Annotated in this window: 16 protein-coding genes; 10 read left to right on the forward strand and 6 right to left on the reverse strand. The window is 46.7% G+C overall.

Annotated elements, in window-relative coordinates:
• Positions 1-6 precede the first annotated feature (6 nt).
• On the forward strand, positions 7-1,152 hold the full coding sequence (locus KCV26_11255) for an alkaline phosphatase (GenBank protein WZX35876.1): 1,146 nt from the start codon (positions 7-9) through the stop codon (positions 1,150-1,152).
• A gap of 16 nt (positions 1,153-1,168) precedes the next feature.
• Here the strand turns inward: KCV26_11255 and KCV26_11260 are convergent, their stop codons facing one another.
• Genes KCV26_11260 through KCV26_11270 form a run of 3 tightly spaced genes read right to left on the reverse strand, consistent with a single transcriptional unit; the run spans position 1,169 to position 2,767 of the window.
• Positions 1,169-1,729 carry a hypothetical protein gene (locus tag KCV26_11260; GenBank protein ID WZX35877.1) on the reverse strand — a complete coding sequence of 187 codons (561 nt, stop codon included), beginning with the start codon at positions 1,727-1,729 and terminating at the stop codon, positions 1,169-1,171.
• A gap of 45 nt (positions 1,730-1,774) precedes the next feature.
• Positions 1,775-2,371: a DUF4126 domain-containing protein gene (locus KCV26_11265; GenBank protein ID WZX35878.1), complete on the reverse strand. Its 597-nt coding sequence runs from the start codon at positions 2,369-2,371 to the stop codon at positions 1,775-1,777.
• Positions 2,372-2,428: 57 nt separating this feature from the next.
• Positions 2,429-2,767 (reverse strand): N-acetyltransferase, encoded by a 339-nt coding sequence (locus tag KCV26_11270; protein ID WZX35879.1) that lies wholly within the window; start codon positions 2,765-2,767, stop codon positions 2,429-2,431.
• A 113-nt stretch (positions 2,768-2,880) separates the two neighbouring features.
• On the opposite strand from KCV26_11270, the gene KCV26_11275 reads away from it, so the two are divergent.
• Positions 2,881-3,744: an esterase family protein gene (locus tag KCV26_11275; protein WZX35880.1), complete on the forward strand. Its 864-nt coding sequence runs from the start codon at positions 2,881-2,883 to the stop codon at positions 3,742-3,744.
• On the opposite strand, the gene KCV26_11280 is transcribed toward KCV26_11275, so the two are convergent.
• Positions 3,674-4,483 (reverse strand): MBL fold metallo-hydrolase, encoded by an 810-nt coding sequence (locus KCV26_11280; GenBank protein ID WZX35881.1) that lies wholly within the window; start codon positions 4,481-4,483, stop codon positions 3,674-3,676. The two genes, KCV26_11275 and KCV26_11280, sit on opposite strands and share 71 nt — an antisense overlap.
• A gap of 40 nt (positions 4,484-4,523) precedes the next feature.
• Between KCV26_11280 and rfbD the strand changes: the two genes are divergently transcribed.
• Positions 4,524-5,462, forward strand: a complete 939-nt coding sequence (gene rfbD / locus KCV26_11285) for a dTDP-4-dehydrorhamnose reductase (GenBank protein WZX35882.1) — start codon at positions 4,524-4,526, stop codon at positions 5,460-5,462.
• Complete coding sequence (locus KCV26_11290) at positions 5,459-7,033, forward strand: peptide chain release factor 3 (protein WZX35883.1); 1,575 nt, start codon at positions 5,459-5,461, stop codon at positions 7,031-7,033. Before rfbD ends, KCV26_11290 begins: the two co-directional genes overlap by 4 nt.
• 23 nt (positions 7,034-7,056) lie before the next feature.
• Here the strand turns inward: KCV26_11290 and KCV26_11295 are convergent, their stop codons facing one another.
• Both KCV26_11295 and KCV26_11300 read right to left on the reverse strand, forming a co-directional pair.
• Positions 7,057-8,856, reverse strand: coding sequence for a hypothetical protein (locus tag KCV26_11295; GenBank protein ID WZX35884.1), 1,800 nt, complete (start codon positions 8,854-8,856; stop codon positions 7,057-7,059).
• On the reverse strand, positions 8,856-9,764 hold the full coding sequence (locus KCV26_11300) for a mechanosensitive ion channel (protein ID WZX35885.1): 909 nt from the start codon (positions 9,762-9,764) through the stop codon (positions 8,856-8,858). Before KCV26_11300 ends, KCV26_11295 begins: the two co-directional genes overlap by 1 nt.
• Before the next feature lie 83 nt (positions 9,765-9,847).
• Between KCV26_11300 and KCV26_11305 the strand changes: the two genes are divergently transcribed.
• The 6 genes from KCV26_11305 to KCV26_11330 all read left to right on the forward strand — a co-directional run bounded on the left by KCV26_11305 (position 9,848) and on the right by KCV26_11330 (position 15,970).
• Positions 9,848-10,678, forward strand: a complete 831-nt coding sequence (locus tag KCV26_11305) for a tetratricopeptide repeat protein (protein WZX35886.1) — start codon at positions 9,848-9,850, stop codon at positions 10,676-10,678.
• Between the two features lie 97 nt (positions 10,679-10,775).
• Complete coding sequence (locus tag KCV26_11310) at positions 10,776-11,177, forward strand: transcriptional repressor (GenBank protein WZX35887.1); 402 nt, start codon at positions 10,776-10,778, stop codon at positions 11,175-11,177.
• A gap of 19 nt (positions 11,178-11,196) precedes the next feature.
• Entirely contained in the window at positions 11,197-13,572 is a 2,376-nt protein-coding gene (locus KCV26_11315) for a TonB-dependent receptor (GenBank protein WZX35888.1), read from the forward strand.
• A gap of 12 nt (positions 13,573-13,584) precedes the next feature.
• Complete coding sequence (locus KCV26_11320) at positions 13,585-14,091, forward strand: DUF4625 domain-containing protein (GenBank protein ID WZX35889.1); 507 nt, start codon at positions 13,585-13,587, stop codon at positions 14,089-14,091.
• A gap of 98 nt (positions 14,092-14,189) precedes the next feature.
• Complete coding sequence (locus tag KCV26_11325; protein ID WZX35890.1) at positions 14,190-15,239, forward strand: hypothetical protein; 1,050 nt, start codon at positions 14,190-14,192, stop codon at positions 15,237-15,239.
• Positions 15,236-15,970 carry a DUF1080 domain-containing protein gene (locus tag KCV26_11330; GenBank protein ID WZX35891.1) on the forward strand — a complete coding sequence of 245 codons (735 nt, stop codon included), beginning with the start codon at positions 15,236-15,238 and terminating at the stop codon, positions 15,968-15,970. The genes KCV26_11325 and KCV26_11330 overlap by 4 nt, the downstream gene beginning before the upstream one ends.
• Positions 15,971-15,982: the final 12 nt, after the last annotated feature.

Consider the following 15,982-nt stretch of genomic DNA (forward strand, 5'->3'; position numbering starts at 1 on the left):
TAGATTATGAAACAACGACAGGTAACAATCGCATTGGCTGCGGGAGTGATGTTGCTTTGCAGCTTCAGCTCTTTTGCACAGGAAAAAACCAAAGACGTTACGTTGTATCAGGGTGGGGAAGCGTATGCCGTTAAATCCTTCCCCTCGTCATTCGTAAACAAAACACCGAAGAACGTTATTCTTTTTATTGGGGATGGGATGGGAGTTTCGCAACTTTTTGCGGGGCTCACCGCAAATAGGGGAAGTTTGTTTATCGAAAATTGTAAATATATCGGGTTCTCAAAAACTTCGTCGGCCGACCGGTACGTAACCGACTCGGCAGCAGGAGCCACTGCCATTTCCACGGGAACCAAAACCTACAATGGAGCTATAGGTGTGGGACCCGATAAGAACCCGATAAAAACAATTCTTGAAGAAGCGTCGGAACAGGGAAAAGCGACCGGACTGGTATCCACCTCTTCCATTACCCACGCAACACCGGCATCCTTCATAGCACATCAGCCGAGCAGAAGCCAGGAGGAAGATATTGCTACCGACTTTCTCAAAACCGATATTGATGTTTTTATCGGTGGAGGGTATGATTTCTTCGCTAACAGAGCGGACGGGCGTAACCTGTTGCATGACCTTGTCCGTAAAGGCTATGCCGTAGAAAGGGAGTTAAGCGGAATTGAAAATTTCAAAGGGAAAAAATTAGCCGGCCTAACGGCGCCAAAAGGGAATCCGCGCGTATCGGAACGCGGGAATATGCTCCCGGTTTCCACACAAACAGCTATTCGTGTTTTGCAGCAGAATGAAAAAGGTTTTTTTCTGATGGTGGAAGGTTCATTTATCGATTCTGGCGGCCACGGAAATAACACCGTTCAAGTGGTTGAAGAGGTGTTGGACTTTGACCAGGCCGTAGGTAAAGCGCTTGAATTTGCTGCCGGTAACGGGGAAACGTTAGTCATCGTTACTGCTGACCACGAGACCGGAGGGATGGCTATTCTTGACGGTTCCGTTGAAACGGGAATGGTAAAGGGTGGCTATGCAACGGGCGGACATACGGGAGTCATGGTTCCCATCTTTGCTTACGGCCCGGGAGCATCGGAGTTTATCGGAATTATGGAAAATACCGATATTCATGCCAAAATCCGGAATTTTTTGTTGAAATAAAAGCTTCGGGATAATTTCAGAAAATAGTTATCCTTACACCAGGGGTATGCCCCTTTATATCGGTAAGTTTACCGTTAAAGAAACTGTATTCAAACAAGGTGTCTCCTACGCGTGATATTTTGTTTGTACGGAAGTCATATTCTATGCGGTAATTCCCGATCCGGATAATTCTTCCTGAACTGAAATCATATTCAATCCTGTGCGGTCCCACCTGTTTCAACCTATCCGTGGAAAACTCGTATTCCAGGTCATAAGGACCTATCTTTCTTAACTTTCCACTCATATTGTCATACAGTCGGACTCCATTTCTTCTCAAGACCTCGAAATTATCCAACATGCCGTTATGTATGCTGAACAGTAAATCATCGTTGATGATTATTTCAGCCGACATTCCGCTTCCGGATTCATTAATTTCTATATCCGCGGGATTTTCAGTTTGGTGGGCATATTCCCATGTCCCGTCGTCGTATAGAAATACTTTAGTGCCGTGCCGGGTGTATGCTGTCTGTTGTGCATTTGCTTGAGCGCAGAATAACGGCAATAATAGTATAATCAGTAGTTTAAATGATATTTTCATGCGGTTCTAATGTTGTAATTGTATGTCATCCGAGACACAAGAAACTCAGTCTCCCTGATGTGATGTTAATTTTCTTTTTTTGAGCAAATTTTTATATACCAGCCGCAATACAACCACCACAAAAATGACCAGGATAACGGCAACCAGGATGGGCGTGAACAGCGACAGGATTGAAAAACCGGTGGCGGCGACGCCTTCTCCGGTTGAAACGACGGGATTTCCTGCCCCGGCAGTGAATTTAGTCGATAGAAGGCGGGTTACGGCACTTCCGCTTTGAATGGTGGCAGCTGCTCCCCCGCCCACGACAAACCCTACTATCCATTTCATCCACTCACTGTCGGAAGGGAAAACCGATGTCATCAACAGCGTGCCTGCTGCCACTGATAAAGGCGTGGCTATACTGTCCAGCAAGTTGTCAACAAAAGGAATATAATACGCCAATACTTCAACGACAGCCGCAACGCCAAAGCTTAACAATGCCGGAACAGAACTCATCCACGAAAAGCTCTCCCCCAACGGCAAAATCCCAAAATGCGAAGCCAATCCGGCAACCAGAAGCGGTATGAACACCCGGAACCCGGTACTGGCACTCAATCCGATGCCGAGCGCCACGGCACTGATGGTTTCTACGTTTAATTCCATAGTTAAAGGAGGTGTTTTTAAAAGTTTTCCGTATGCTTAAAACGTTTTTTTGACTTACTAAAAACCTTTTGGTTTAACACCACATGCGTCTCCCGTGGGCTCATCATCTGTGCGGTGCCAGATATCCTTGAACCCTTCGGGGTTTCGCCGGAATTTTGCCAGGATATACGAACACGACGGAATGACTTTATATCCGTTTTTGCGGGCATACTTTACCAGCTCATCAAACAATTTGCCGGCAATTCCCTGCCCTTCCAGTTCGGGACGGACGCCGGTGTGATAAGCGTTTAAAAGATTGTTTTTCACTTCAAAATCGAGTTCGGCAATCTGCCTGCCTTCTTTCTCGATAAAAAAACTTCCTATGCCGTTGCTGTTGCTTTTAAATTGTATATCCATTTCTTTAAATCATTAATTTCAGGTATAACAATTGCTTCGTCAATGGGTTCAAAAAATTCATGTCAATTGCGGTCAAATGGTTATCTTTGGAAAAAATTTATTCACACACGATCATGATAAAACGTCTTTCATTCAGCAGCCTGTTTTTAATAGGGTTATCAGCAGTGCTTTACGCTTCAAAAGTAGATACGGTCAATGTCTTCAGCCCCTCTATGCAAAAAGAAATCAAAACGGTGGTAATCATTCCCGATGCTTATTTGCAAGAAACGGAATTTCCGGTTCTTTATTTGTTACACGGTTACAGCGACAATTACGGTGGGTGGGTTAACAAAGTGCCTGCGGTGAAAGAGTTGGCCGATTGGCACAATATGATTATCGTTTGTCCCGATGGAGCTTACGGGAGCTGGTATTTCGACAGTCCCGTGGATCCTGCATTTAAGTTTGAAACTTTTGTATCGAAAGAATTGGTGGATTGGGTGGACAAGAACTACAAGACCGTCCGAAAACGCGAAGGACGCGCCATTACCGGATTAAGTATGGGTGGTCACGGCGGATTGTACCTGGGATTTCGCCATCAGGATGTCTACGGTGCTTGCGGAAGTATGAGTGGTGGAGTAGATATTCGTCCTTTTCCCAACAACTGGGATCTGGCAAAACGGTTAGGCACGCAACGTGAAAACCCCGATAACTGGGAGAAGAACACCGTAATGAATCAGTTGCATTTGCTTACGCCCAACTCCTCCAGAATAATAATCGATTGCGGTTCCGGTGATTTCTTTTACGAAGTAAACGTCAGGTTACATCAGGAACTTCTTTACCGGAATATACCCCACGATTTTATCTCGCGCCCCGGTGTACATAACTGGGAATATTGGGCAAACGCCATTAAATACCAGGCGTTGTTTTTCAACGATTATTTTGATGCGGGGAAGGCATCATCTTCTCCATCTGCGAATACGCATCGTGGAAGAAGATGAGCGTCGCATTTTGGGCCTTAGCCTCGTCCAGAAAACGTTTTTTCTCTTCCATGGCCAGTGCGGCGTTATTGTCGTAGGCCGATAACCAGCTTAGCGGCAGATGTGCCGAAGTAGGGACAACATCTGCGGGGAAAACGATTTTTTCTCCCTCATTTTCGAAAAAGAGGACTATCTGTCCGGGTGTATGTCCATCGTAGAGCTTGAGGGTTACGTTTTCACAGAGCGGTTGTTCCGATTCTGTCAGCCGGAGTTGTCCTGCCTCGAAGACAGGTTCAATGTTTTCCTGGAAAAACGAAGCCGCTTCGTAAAGCATCGGTTTTCTGTAATTATCCCATTGCGCCCGACTCAGCCAGTAAGTGGCCCGGGGAAAAGCAGGGACAACCTCCTGTTTCCCGTTAAAAACCGTTCCTCCGCCGCAGTGATCAAAATGGAGGTGGGTAAGTACAACATCGGTTACTTCGTCAGGCGAATAGCCGATTTTTCCGATTTCTGCCCTCAGGTCTTTCAAATTGTGCGGCTGGTAGAACTTCAGCTTGTTCAATTGCTTGTCGCCAGCCCCACAATCTACCAGTATTTTATGTCGGTCGGTTTCAATGAAGAGGCATCGCATTGCCATCAGGCACATGTTGTTATGGTTGCTTGGATACCGTTTGTGCCAGTATTTTTTGGGTATGGGCCCAAACATGGCACCGCCATCTGCCCAGAAATAACCTGTCTCAATTATGTGGAAATTTGCCATTTTCGTAGTACTTTTGTGCAAAAGTAAAAAGAAAAGTGTAATGGCTATCTACACAGGATCAAATAAACATCTTGGCGGAACGGAAACTGTCACCCGGAAACAGACCGTCTTTTACGGACTGGTTCAAAAAAACGTTTTGGTCACCGGTGCAAACGGACAACTGGGACAAGAACTGAAACAACTGGCAGAAAAAACAAATTCCCCCTTTCGGTTTATCTATACCGACGCAGATGTGCTGGATATTACCGATGCGGGGCAAGTACAGCACTTTGTATCGGAATACTCCATTGAGTACGTCATCAACTGTGCAGCCTATACGGCTGTGGATAAGGCTGAAGCCGATGAGGAAGTGGCGTACAGGATCAATTGCACCGGTGCGGAAAACCTGGCCAGGTCGGGTGCAAAAATAATTCATATCTCTACTGATTATGTGTTCGACGGCACGGCCAGTACTCCCTATAAAGAGGATGCCTCCACGAATCCGTTGTCGGTTTACGGAAAATCGAAACTGAAGGGCGAAGAGGCGATTTGGGAGTTTGCCGAAGAGTGGATAATTATCCGTACTTCGTGGCTCTATTCCGAATTTGGAAACAATTTCGTGAAGACAATGCTCCGCCTCATGAATGAGCGCGATAAGCTAAACGTCGTTGCCGACCAATACGGAACACCTACCTACGCCGCCGACCTGGCAGAGATGATTCTGGTCATCCTTGAATGTGAGGAGTGGAAATCGGGCGTTTATCATTTTTCCAACCTGGGGGAAACCACCTGGTTCAAATTTGCAGAAAAAATAAAAGAGTTGGCTGCCGTAGGCCGTTGCCGGTTAGATCCCGTTCCTGCCTGCGAATACAAAACAGCCGCTGTACGGCCAATGTACAGCGTATTGGATAAATCAAAAATTCAATCGGCTTTCCGTGTCGTTATTCCGCAATGGGAGAACGGGCTGGAGAGATGCATTGAAAAGCTTACAAATAGATGACATTACAACAAGAGATTCAACGCCGGCGAACGTTTGCCATCATCAGCCATCCCGACGCGGGAAAAACCACATTAACGGAGAAACTGTTGCTTTTTGGCGGGGCCATACACGTGGCGGGAGCTGTAAAATCAAACAAGATAAAAAAAACCGCCACATCCGACTGGATGGAGATCGAAAGGCAACGCGGGATTTCCGTAGCTACTTCCGTGATGGGGTTTGAGTACGGCAATTATAAAATCAATATTCTCGATACACCCGGGCACCAGGATTTCGCAGAAGACACCTATCGTACACTGACAGCTGTGGACAGCGTAATTGTGGTGGTAGATATTGCCAAGGGTGTGGAAGCACAAACCCGCAAGCTGATGGAGGTGTGCCGTATGCGCCATACGCCGGTGATGATCTTTGTGAACAAGCTGGACCGTGAGGGAAAAGATCCGTTCGAGATCCTGGATGAACTGGAAGAAGAGCTCCAGGTAGCGGTACGGCCACTGAGCTGGCCGATCGATATGGGTGAACGTTTCAAAGGAGTGTATAACCTCTATCAGAACAGCCTCGACTTGTATCAACCGAGTAAACAGATCGTTACGGAATCCGTGCACTTGAATATTCAATCGCCGGAAGTAGAGAGGCATATCGGGGCAAAGCTTTCGGAAAAGCTGCGAAGCGATGTGGAGCTTATATCGGAGGTGTATCCCGGATTTAACCGGGAAGAGTACCTTGCCGGAAAACTGGCGCCTGTCTTCTTTGGTTCGGCACTCAACAATTTCGGGGTAAAAGAGTTGCTCGATTGTTTTGTGGCGATTGCTCCGTCACCGCGGGCCGTACAGACCGAAGAGCGTGTGGTGGACCCCTACGAAGAGTCCTTTTCCGGATTTGTCTTTAAGATACATGCCAATATGGATCCCAATCACCGGTCGTGCATAGCTTTTGTGAAGGTCTGTTCGGGCAGGTTCGAACGCAACGTCAATTACAAGCATGTGCGGTATAGCCGGTTAATGAAGTTTTCTTCGCCCACGGCCTTCATGGCTCAGAAAAAAGAGATTCTGGACGAAGCTTTTGCAGGAGATATCGTGGGCTTGCCCGACAACGGAAACTTTAAAATTGGCGACACCCTCACTGCTGGAGAGGACCTTCATTTTAAGGGATTACCCAGCTTCTCGCCGGAGATGTTCAAGTACATCGAAAATGCCGACCCGATGAAGTCGAAACAACTGCAGAAAGGGGTGGAGCAACTGATGGACGAAGGGGTGGCACAGCTTTTCACCAACCAGTTTAACGGCCGCAAAATCATCGGAACCGTCGGACAGCTTCAGTTTGAAGTAATCCAATACCGCCTTTTGCACGAATACGGTGCGCAATGCCGTTGGGAACCCATTAACCTTTATAAAGCGTGCTGGATAGAAAGTGACGATGCGGCGCAACTGGAAGATTTCAAAAAGCGTAAATATCAGTACATGGCTAAAGATAAAGAGGGTAGGGATGTGTTTCTGGCCGAATCAAACTATCTGTTAATGATGGCGCAGCAAGACTTTAAAAACATTGCCTTCCATTTCAATTCCGAGTTCTGACGAACATTTTCAGGATTCATCCGCTATTCCGTAATGCCCATGCTTTTCATCAGAAAAGAGGCATTCATGGTCCGGGCAATTCCCTGCTGAAGCTTGTAATCGAAAGAGAGGAGGTCGTTTTCAATTTTTGCGTCGAAGTGAAAGTTTGCGATCTCTTGCGGGTATTCATTCTCCAGTTCTCCCAACGTTAAATCGTGTGTGGCAATGATGCCGTTTCCGCCTAACTTCACCAACCGTTTCATGAGTTGGGAAGAACCCTTTTGCTTGTCGTGAGAGTTCGTGCCTTTCAGTATCTCGTCCAGGATAATGAACAGGTCGTGTTCTCCCGACTCCAACCGTTCGATAATCATTTTCAGCCGTTTGAGCTCGGCGAAAAAATAGGATTCGTTGTTTACCAGAGAATCGGCTGTGCGCAGGTTTGTCAATAACTGGCCCGGACGATAACTCATGGATTCGGCACAAACGGGCAGGCCGGCCCCTGCCAGCACGTAATTTACACCGACAGTACGCAAATAAGTACTTTTCCCGGCCATATTGGCTCCGGTAACAATCATGAAAAACGGTTTCCGGAAAACGTTGATATCGTTCTTTACGCATTTACGGCGCGGAAGGAGCGGATGCCCCAGTTTTCTTGCCCGGAAAGGGAGTGATTCCTCAAACGTGGGAAACACATAATCGGGGTTGTTTGCGGCAAACGTGCCCATGGACACTAGCGCATCAACCTGTGCCAGTGTAGAGAACCATTTTTCGATTTCCACAGCATGGCGTTGCATCCATTGTTCTATCTTCAGGGCGTAAACAACATTCCACAAAAAAAGAGGATTCAGGAGAAGAAAAACGGGTACGGCAAAAGCCAGATCAAGGTTCCGGCTGTATTGTGCCAGTTGCTTAATGGCAGCTGACGCACTTTGCCGTTCGTTCTTTATCGACTGTTGCAGCGACTGTAACTGTACACTTTCGAAGCTGGTCGTTTCCATCAATTTTAACAGGTCGGCATACGATTCCAGCACTTTTGCCTTGTTATCGAATAAAGACCGGATCTGCTTCACCTTCTTCATGGGGATAACCGAAACCAACAATGTTGTAAAATACAACAAGGTGATTGCCGCTCCGCTTGTCAGTCCGGCCAGCGCCAGTGCAATGGCCAGTACGTATAAAGCAGGAACAACCCAGGTGGCAATTTTCCATAATGAAGGCCGGGGAAACAGTTCCTGTTTCCTACAAAGCTGTTTGATGGAACGATTATCGAATAATTTATCGTCCGATAACATCCCAATTGTCCTGAAGCTGAGGCAGAAATCTTCTTTCTCCGAAAGCTCTTTTACAGCAAGCTGCCTTATGCGGATTTCTTCGCTGTCCTTAAGCGGACTTCCTACTATCCCGGCAAGAGCTTCTTTCCCCATGGCAAGGCTGGTTCGGTTGAGCATTTGAAAAACAGACCTTTCCCCAAAAATATCTAAATCAAAGCTGAAGCTGTGAGCAGGATCCACATGCTCCGGTGCGCCGTCGAAAGGCGAGAAATCGTATACAAAGGCCTGGAGTTCGTTCCCGGCTATCCGGGCCAGCGCTTCTGATTTGGCTTTTTTAAACAGTAAATTCTTATGCCTGGCCAGCAGGGCCAAGAAACAAACTCCGGTTACCGCGGCAAAGAGAACAGCCAGCAAAGTATTTTGATGAAAAAAATAGGTAAGCGCTGAACCGGTCAAAAAGACGAAGAATCGTAAAAGACTGTTCGCATTGAGTTCTTTCTTGTACCTGGCAGCAGCATTGAGCTGATTTTCGGCAAGCTCCCGGTACTTGGCTATTCTTTCGGTAACAGGCATTAATTGGCGTTTTGTTCAGTTGAGTTGGCCAGATGGACGGTCATTTGACGGAAAGGGATCACCAGGCCGCGCGCATTGATCTCTTTGTATACCTCCTCATTCAGGTCGTGGGTAACATTCCAGAAGTCGTTTAAATTCACCCAGGCCCTCAGGGAGAAATCGATAGAATCTTCGTTCATTTTGGTCATCCGGGCAAACGGCTCGGGATCTTTCAACACCAACGGATGCCTGTTGGCAATATCCAGCAGCATTTTTTTTACTACATCCACATCGGTTCCGTATTCAATGCTCGCTGTAATTTCTACCCGCCGGGTGGTTTGTGTGTTGTAATTGATGATGTTTCCGGTCGACAGCGGCCCGTTGGGTATGTAAATGGTTTTGTTGTCGGCTGTGGTTAGCGTTGTATAGAGAATACCGATGCTCTGAACGGTTCCCGCCAGGTTCTGCGCTTCAATGTAGTCGCCGCCTTTGAAAGGCTTGTTGAAGAGCAACATCACGCCTCCGGCAAAGTTGGCCAGGTTGTCTTTTACCGCCAAGCCAACCGCCAGGCCGGCCGAAGCAATCAATGCCGCCAGAGAGACGGTTTGTGTTCCGACTACGTTTATGATCAACATAACGAGCAGTACGAAGAGAAAGATATCGAGCAGGTTCTTTAGAAAACCTTTCAGGGCGATATCCATTTGCCGTCTCGACATGATCTTGTCTGCCAGTTTTCGGATTTTACCGATTATCCATTTCCCTACAAAAAAGATGAGGAGAGCTACCGCAAGTTTACCCAGGAAATCAATTCCCCACGTGAGGGATTGTTGTCCTAACTCCTCAAAGCGGCCATCTTTGATCATCTCGGCAACTTTTCCTCCGGTTTTTACTACTGCAGAATCGGCAGATACAAAAGTATTTAATAACATAGTTTATTTCTTTTAAATGCAATTGAGGGCGCAAAGTTACAAAAAATGAGCTAATTTTGTCGTTCATTTGATCGGGTAGTACAATGAAATATATTTTGAATTTTCTCTTTCTGCTGTTTTGCAGTTTTTCAATATCGGCCCAGACCGATACCTATAACGGATGGATCGACAAATCGGCAAAGTTTATCGAAAATAACCGACTCGACAGTGCTGCTGTTGCCTTGCAAAAAGCCATGAGGCTGGATCCGGCTAACGAAAATAATGCTGTGCTCCTGTTGAATCTGGGAATCCTGCAACGTCAGCTCAGGCAGACCGATGACGCTTATATTTCATTCACGGCATCCCTTGGGAACAACCCCGATCCGGTGTTGGTGCTTCATAACCGGGCTTCCCTTTTGTGCGACTTGGGCCGTTTTGATGAGGCGATGGAGGATTACAACTCCATTATTGATAAACAACCGTCAGACGTGGAGGCCTATTATCGTCGGGGATTGCTGTTCCTGGAAAAAAACGACCGGGAAAGTGCCGAAGCCGATTTCAGAACCTGCGAAAGCACGGACCCCGGCAACTTGTTCACCAAGCTCAGCAAAGCGTTGATCTTCAAGCTTGATGATAACTGGACAGAAGCCGAGAAAATTTATACCGATATTATTAACACAACTGTAAAACCGAGCTCGGCATATTACCTTAACAGGGCCGAATGTTACGTGAACACCGACCGGTTCTCGAAAGCCGCCGCAGACCTTCACGCTGTCGAAAGCGACGAAAAGGCAAATCCCTATTTTTATGTTTTACGCGGCCGGCTTCGGTTGGATCAGTTTGACAAGTTTGCCGCCAGAGTTGATTTCGAAAAGGCAAAAGAATTGGGATACGATGCGGAACTGGCCGATAAATGGATTGAGAGGGCCAGGTAATCCATCATTTTAATATTTTTTAAATTACCCGGATACCTCATTTTAATGAAATAGTGTTACATTTGCAACAATGTTGCATTTGTAAGATTATAGCATTATGACAGTCGAGAATATTTTACGCGATTACCATTTAAAAAGTACAACCTGTCGGAAGTTCATTCTCAATGAGTTGCTTCGAAGCCAGACGGCTCTGACTGAACACGAAATAAAAACTTCGTTTCCCGATCTTTTTGACCGTGTTACGTTTTATCGAACGCTCAAAACGTTGGAGGACGCCGGTGTTATCCACAAGATTGTTTTGCAGGACAACACAACCAGGTATGCCGTTTCCAAGAAACCTTTCCACGAACAAGATATTCATTCCCATTTTCATTGCTGCGTTTGCAACGAGGTCTTTTGTATTCAAAACAAAAGCCAGATAAACATAGAATTGCCGCAAGGGTTTGTTCAACACCGTGTTTCGATGATTGTAGAAGGTGTCTGTGCTGCCTGTAACTGATGTAACAACTTCCTCCTGAATGAAAAAAATTGTTCTGGCGATGACTTTCGCCTTAAGTTTTTTGTTGTCGTTTTCTCAGACTTACTCCCTGAAAGGGTATGTTTGCGATGCCTTGTCCAAGGAGCCGCTTCCCGGAGCGATAGTAGTGCTGGGGCCGAATGAAATTTACGCAGTTTCCGGCAGGGACGGGGCTTTTTCCGTTGATCTGCCCGGAAAAACCCCACATACCCTGGAGGTTCGTTTTACCGGATACGAGTTGCTGACGACGAGCATCATCCTGACTTCCGACACTGTGTTGCACTTCCACCTGGAAACAACCTCCTATTCGTTGAACGAAGTAGTCGTGCACGGGAAAAACGGACACGACCGCTTGTTGTCTGCCATCACTGCAAAAGAAATTGACAGGTCCTTTTTCATGAAAAACAATTCGGCCAGCTTTTCAAAATCCTTATCGAAGGTTGCCGGCGTTTCATCGATGGATATAGGGGCAAACGTGGCGAAGCCGGTTATCCGCGGATTGGGTTTCAACCGCATAGCAGTAGCAGACAAAGGGGTTGTTCAGCAAAATCAGCAATGGGGAGCCGATCACGGGCTTGACATTGACCAGTACGACGTGGATAAGGTGTTTATTCACAAAGGGCCCATGTCGCTTTTTTACGGCTCCGATGCCATTGGTGGTGTTATTGAGATCCTTCCGGTGGATGTCCCTTCGGAAAACATGGTTTGGGGGGATGTGTCCCTGATTGCCAAATCGAACAATAATCTGTCGGGAATAACGGCAATGACAAGCGTAAAAAGGGGAAGGTGGTTTTTTCGCGGACGCCTGACGGCACAACGCTTCGCTGATTATCGCGTTCCGGTCGATACGGTTACCTACCTGACGTGGAAACTGCCCCTTTATGGACGAAGAATGAAAAACACCGCCGGACAGGAACTAAACGCTGCTTTGTCGGCCAACTACAGCCAGGAAAACATCAGCTCGTGGACCCATATTTCCAATGTTTTCTCCAAAAACGGCTTTTTCCCCGGTTCACACGGTATCCCTGATCTGAAAAGGCTGACCCCCGACGGAAATTCTTTTAATATCGGGTATCCATACAGTACCTCCAATCATTTTAAAATCTCCAACGGGACAGAAATCGACTGGGACAATTCATCTTTGCACTTCGATATCGGTTTTCAGCAAAATAACCGTGCCGAATGGTCGAAGTTCCATACGCATTACGGCAACCAAGCTCCCCCACAAGTCAGCCCCGACCTGGAATTAAGTTTCTCGTTGCAAACATTGTCCGTCAACTCCCGGCTGTCTTTCGGCAAAGATTCGTTCTGGACAAAAACAGCAGGCATGTCGGTGGAAATCCAGCGAAACAGGGTGGGAGGGTATTCTTTTCTGATGCCTGACTTTGAAAGATATACCGCCGGAGCATATGCGGCAACCTCGTATAAGGTATCCCCGAAACTGATGCTTACCGGAGGGGTGCGTTTCGATTCCGGGAAATTGAATATTCGCGGTTTCTACGACGACACTTTGGCCGATTTCCTGCAACTTGGCGGATATGATGCTGATGATGTCTGGTATTACGCCCAGCGTGCCGATGCCTTAAGAAAGAATTTTCATTCGTTCTCCGGGGCGCTGGGGGCGGTCTATGACCCAAACCGACTGAGTTCACTAAAGATAAACATTGGACGAAGCTTCCGCTTTCCTACTGCCAATGAGTTGGCATCCAACGGGGTGCATCACGGAGCTTTCCGTCACGAGAAAGGAAACAACAGTTTGAAACCCGAAACCGGTTGGCAATATGACCTTGGTTATTCCCTCAAGAACCGGCGATTAAACCTCTCCATCAATCATTTTGCATCCTACTTCCCCAATTATATTTACCTGAACCCTACGGGGCAATGGTCGGTTTTGCCACATGCCGGACAGATTTACGAATATACCCAGTCCCGTGTGTTTCTGGCAGGTGGAGAGCTGGAAGCGGCCTATCGTTTTACCGAGAACCTTTTGTTGTCAGCCAATTGGGAATATGTTTACAACCGGAATATCGACAACGGTTATCCGTTGCCTTTTTCACCACCTGTGGATATGTTGTTGGCACTGATTTATTCCAATCACGGAAAGGGCCCGTTAATCCAGTATTCGGCCAGTCTGGAGAACCAAACCGTGTTCGCACAGAACCGTATTGCCAACAACGAGGAAAAAACGCCGGGGACGTCGTTGTTCAACTTGCTTTGCAGCATGAACTGGAAGGTGGGTGATTTCCGCTTTTTTACCGATTTTCAGGTGCAGAATATTTTCGACACCCCTTTTTATAATCACTTGAGTTATTACCGGAAGTTAAATATCCCCGAGCCGGGACGAAACATCCAGTTTATTTTGAAAATACCCTTTTAAATTAATCAAACAATGAAAAAAGTATTTTTTACAACAGTTTTAGCGATAAGCGCCTTTGTTTTCTTATCGTGTGAAAAAGAGTCGATTGACGCCGAAAGGCCTGTAATTAAATTAATTGCCCCTGAAGAAGAGGAAGGCATCAAGCCCGGATCCGATATTCACTTCGATGCGGTCTTAACGGACAATGTTGCCCTAAAGTCGTATAAAATCAATATACACGGAGCATTTGACGGGCACAGCCACAGTGCGGCAACACGTGCGGCCGGTGATGTTGTTGCTTTTGAAAAAACCTGGCTGGAAGCCGATTTTATTCAACTCGGAGACGAGCCTATTGCGGGAAAAAGAGAAGCCAGGCTTCATCACCACCACATGGTGATTCCCGCAGAAATTGACGGGAAGCCCATCCGGGAAGGACATTATCATTTTACAATCTATTGCACGGATGAGGCAGGAAATGAGTCTTTTATCGCTCGGGAAATTGAAATATCCTCCAGTGCCGAAGAGCATACGTACCATTAATAAGCGGTTTTTTAAAAAAGTAAGGAAGTGGGATCAATTCCCACTTTTTTTGTTTTATATTTGTAGAATCAATCATCGAATATCAAATTCATATAAGGGTGTTGAAATTTAATCCGGGAGAAACAGTTATTCTTTTCGTCCTGCTTTTCTTTTCGTCTTGCAATTTTTCAGGAGGGAGCGGGCAGGTGATGACGGTGAACGGGATAATCCCATCCAGCTCAGCGGGAGTATTTCTCACGCACGAGCATCTTCTGGTTGATTTTATCGGTGCTGACTCCCTATCCGCCGACAGGTGGAAGAGAGAAGAGGTCGTTCAAAAAATGTTGCCTTTTTTGCTGGAAGCGAAGGAGTCGGGTTGCCAGACCTTTGTGGATTGCACTCCCGATTATTTGGGGCGTGATGTCCTTCTGTTGCAGGAGCTGTCGAAATTATCGGGCGTTAATATTCTTACCAACACCGGATTTTACGGAGCCGTGGACAACAAGTTCGTCCCCCGGTTTGCTTTCGATGAAAGTGCCGGCCAGTTGGCCGAAAGATGGATAAACGAATGGGAACACGGAATAGACGGCACAACCGTTAAACCGGGGTTTATCAAAATCGGGGTCAATAGTACAAACTTATCGGGAATGAATACCAAGTTGATATCGGCTGCCGCCAAAACCCACCTTAAAACCGGATTGGTTATCGCATCCCATACGGGTCCGTCGTCTCTGGCATTTGAGCAACTCTCCGTTCTGAAAGAAGAAGGGGTGTCGCCCGACGCTTTTATCTGGGTACATGCGCAAGCTGAAAAGGATTCCGTAAAACGTGCGGAAGCAGCCCGTCTGGGTGCCTGGATAAGCTTGGACGGGCTGAACGAGGACAACATTCCGGATTACATCAAGATGATAACCGGGATGAAGAATGAAAATCTGTTGCATAAAGTACTTCTGTCGCACGATGCCGGCTGGTACGATCCGGCGAAGCCCGGCGGTGGCGAAGTCCGGGGATATACGGCTCTTTTCCGTGAACTTGTCCCTGCCTTGTTGAACAACGGTTTTACCCGTGAAGAAGTGCGGCTTTTGCTGGAGACAAATCCCGTGAAAGCTTTCGAAATAAAGGTCAGAAAAAACACGAATAACGAATCATTAAAAAATTTTAAGCAATGAAAACTACATGGATCTACCTGTTATCAATTCTTTTCCTTGTTTCCTGTGGAGCAACGCGCACGGCAAAAGTGAACGAATTGACCAACAAAGAAGAAAAACAAGGATGGACACTTTTATTTAACGGAAAAGATTTTACCGGATGGCGCCAGTATAACGGGAACAGTGTGCCTGAGAATTGGATCATCGAAGACGGTACCATGAAAGTGTTTACGGCCCCGAATGCACGTCCGGGGCAAGGGGTAGGAGGCGATCTGATTTACTTCGCCAGTAAATTCAAAAACTTTGAACTCTCCATTGACTGGAAGGCCGAAAAAGAGGCCAACTCCGGTATTTTCTACAACGTCCGCGAAGAAAAAGGGAGGGCCATTTACAGCTCGGCGCCCGAAGTCCAAATTCTGGATAACGAGAATGCTAGCGACAACAAAATAGACAGTCACCTCGCCGGATCGCTTTACGATATGCTGCCTGCGGATCCAAAGACCGTGAACCCTTACGGGGAATGGAACACGATTGTTATTCGGGTGGACAACGGCAAGGTTACCCATACGCAAAACGGGGTGAAAGTAGTTGAATACACCTTGTGGACAAAAGATTGGGACAGAATGGTGGAAAACAGCAAGTTCAAAAGTTTTCCCGGATTCCAGGAAGGTGTTTCCCGGGAAGGTTATATCGGGTTGCAAGATCACGGATATGCCATCTGGTTCCGTAACGTGAAAATCAGGGAGTTGTAAAGATTAACCAAG

Source organism: Petrimonas sulfuriphila (genome assembly GCA_038561985.1).
Taxonomy (GTDB): Bacteria; Bacteroidota; Bacteroidia; order Bacteroidales; family Dysgonomonadaceae; genus Petrimonas; species Petrimonas sulfuriphila.

Bases quoted from the DNA above. Each gene is read 5' to 3' on its own strand.
- KCV26_11255 (WZX35876.1), top strand. From the start codon at position 7: ATGAAACAACGACAGGTAACAATCGCATTGGCTGCGGGAGTGATGTTG.
- KCV26_11260 (WZX35877.1), bottom strand. From the start codon at position 1,729: ATGAAAATATCATTTAAACTACTGATTATACTATTATTGCCGTTATTC.
- KCV26_11265 (WZX35878.1), bottom strand. From the start codon at position 2,371: ATGGAATTAAACGTAGAAACCATCAGTGCCGTGGCGCTCGGCATCGGA.
- KCV26_11270 (WZX35879.1), bottom strand. From the start codon at position 2,767: ATGGATATACAATTTAAAAGCAACAGCAACGGCATAGGAAGTTTTTTT.
- KCV26_11275 (WZX35880.1), top strand. From the start codon at position 2,881: ATGATAAAACGTCTTTCATTCAGCAGCCTGTTTTTAATAGGGTTATCA.
- KCV26_11280 (WZX35881.1), bottom strand. From the start codon at position 4,483: ATGGCAAATTTCCACATAATTGAGACAGGTTATTTCTGGGCAGATGGC.
- rfbD (WZX35882.1), top strand. From the start codon at position 4,524: ATGGCTATCTACACAGGATCAAATAAACATCTTGGCGGAACGGAAACT.
- KCV26_11290 (WZX35883.1), top strand. From the start codon at position 5,459: ATGACATTACAACAAGAGATTCAACGCCGGCGAACGTTTGCCATCATC.
- KCV26_11295 (WZX35884.1), bottom strand. From the start codon at position 8,856: ATGCCTGTTACCGAAAGAATAGCCAAGTACCGGGAGCTTGCCGAAAAT.
- KCV26_11300 (WZX35885.1), bottom strand. From the start codon at position 9,764: ATGTTATTAAATACTTTTGTATCTGCCGATTCTGCAGTAGTAAAAACC.
- KCV26_11305 (WZX35886.1), top strand. From the start codon at position 9,848: ATGAAATATATTTTGAATTTTCTCTTTCTGCTGTTTTGCAGTTTTTCA.
- KCV26_11310 (WZX35887.1), top strand. From the start codon at position 10,776: ATGACAGTCGAGAATATTTTACGCGATTACCATTTAAAAAGTACAACC.
- KCV26_11315 (WZX35888.1), top strand. From the start codon at position 11,197: ATGAAAAAAATTGTTCTGGCGATGACTTTCGCCTTAAGTTTTTTGTTG.
- KCV26_11320 (WZX35889.1), top strand. From the start codon at position 13,585: ATGAAAAAAGTATTTTTTACAACAGTTTTAGCGATAAGCGCCTTTGTT.
- KCV26_11330 (WZX35891.1), top strand. From the start codon at position 15,236: ATGAAAACTACATGGATCTACCTGTTATCAATTCTTTTCCTTGTTTCC.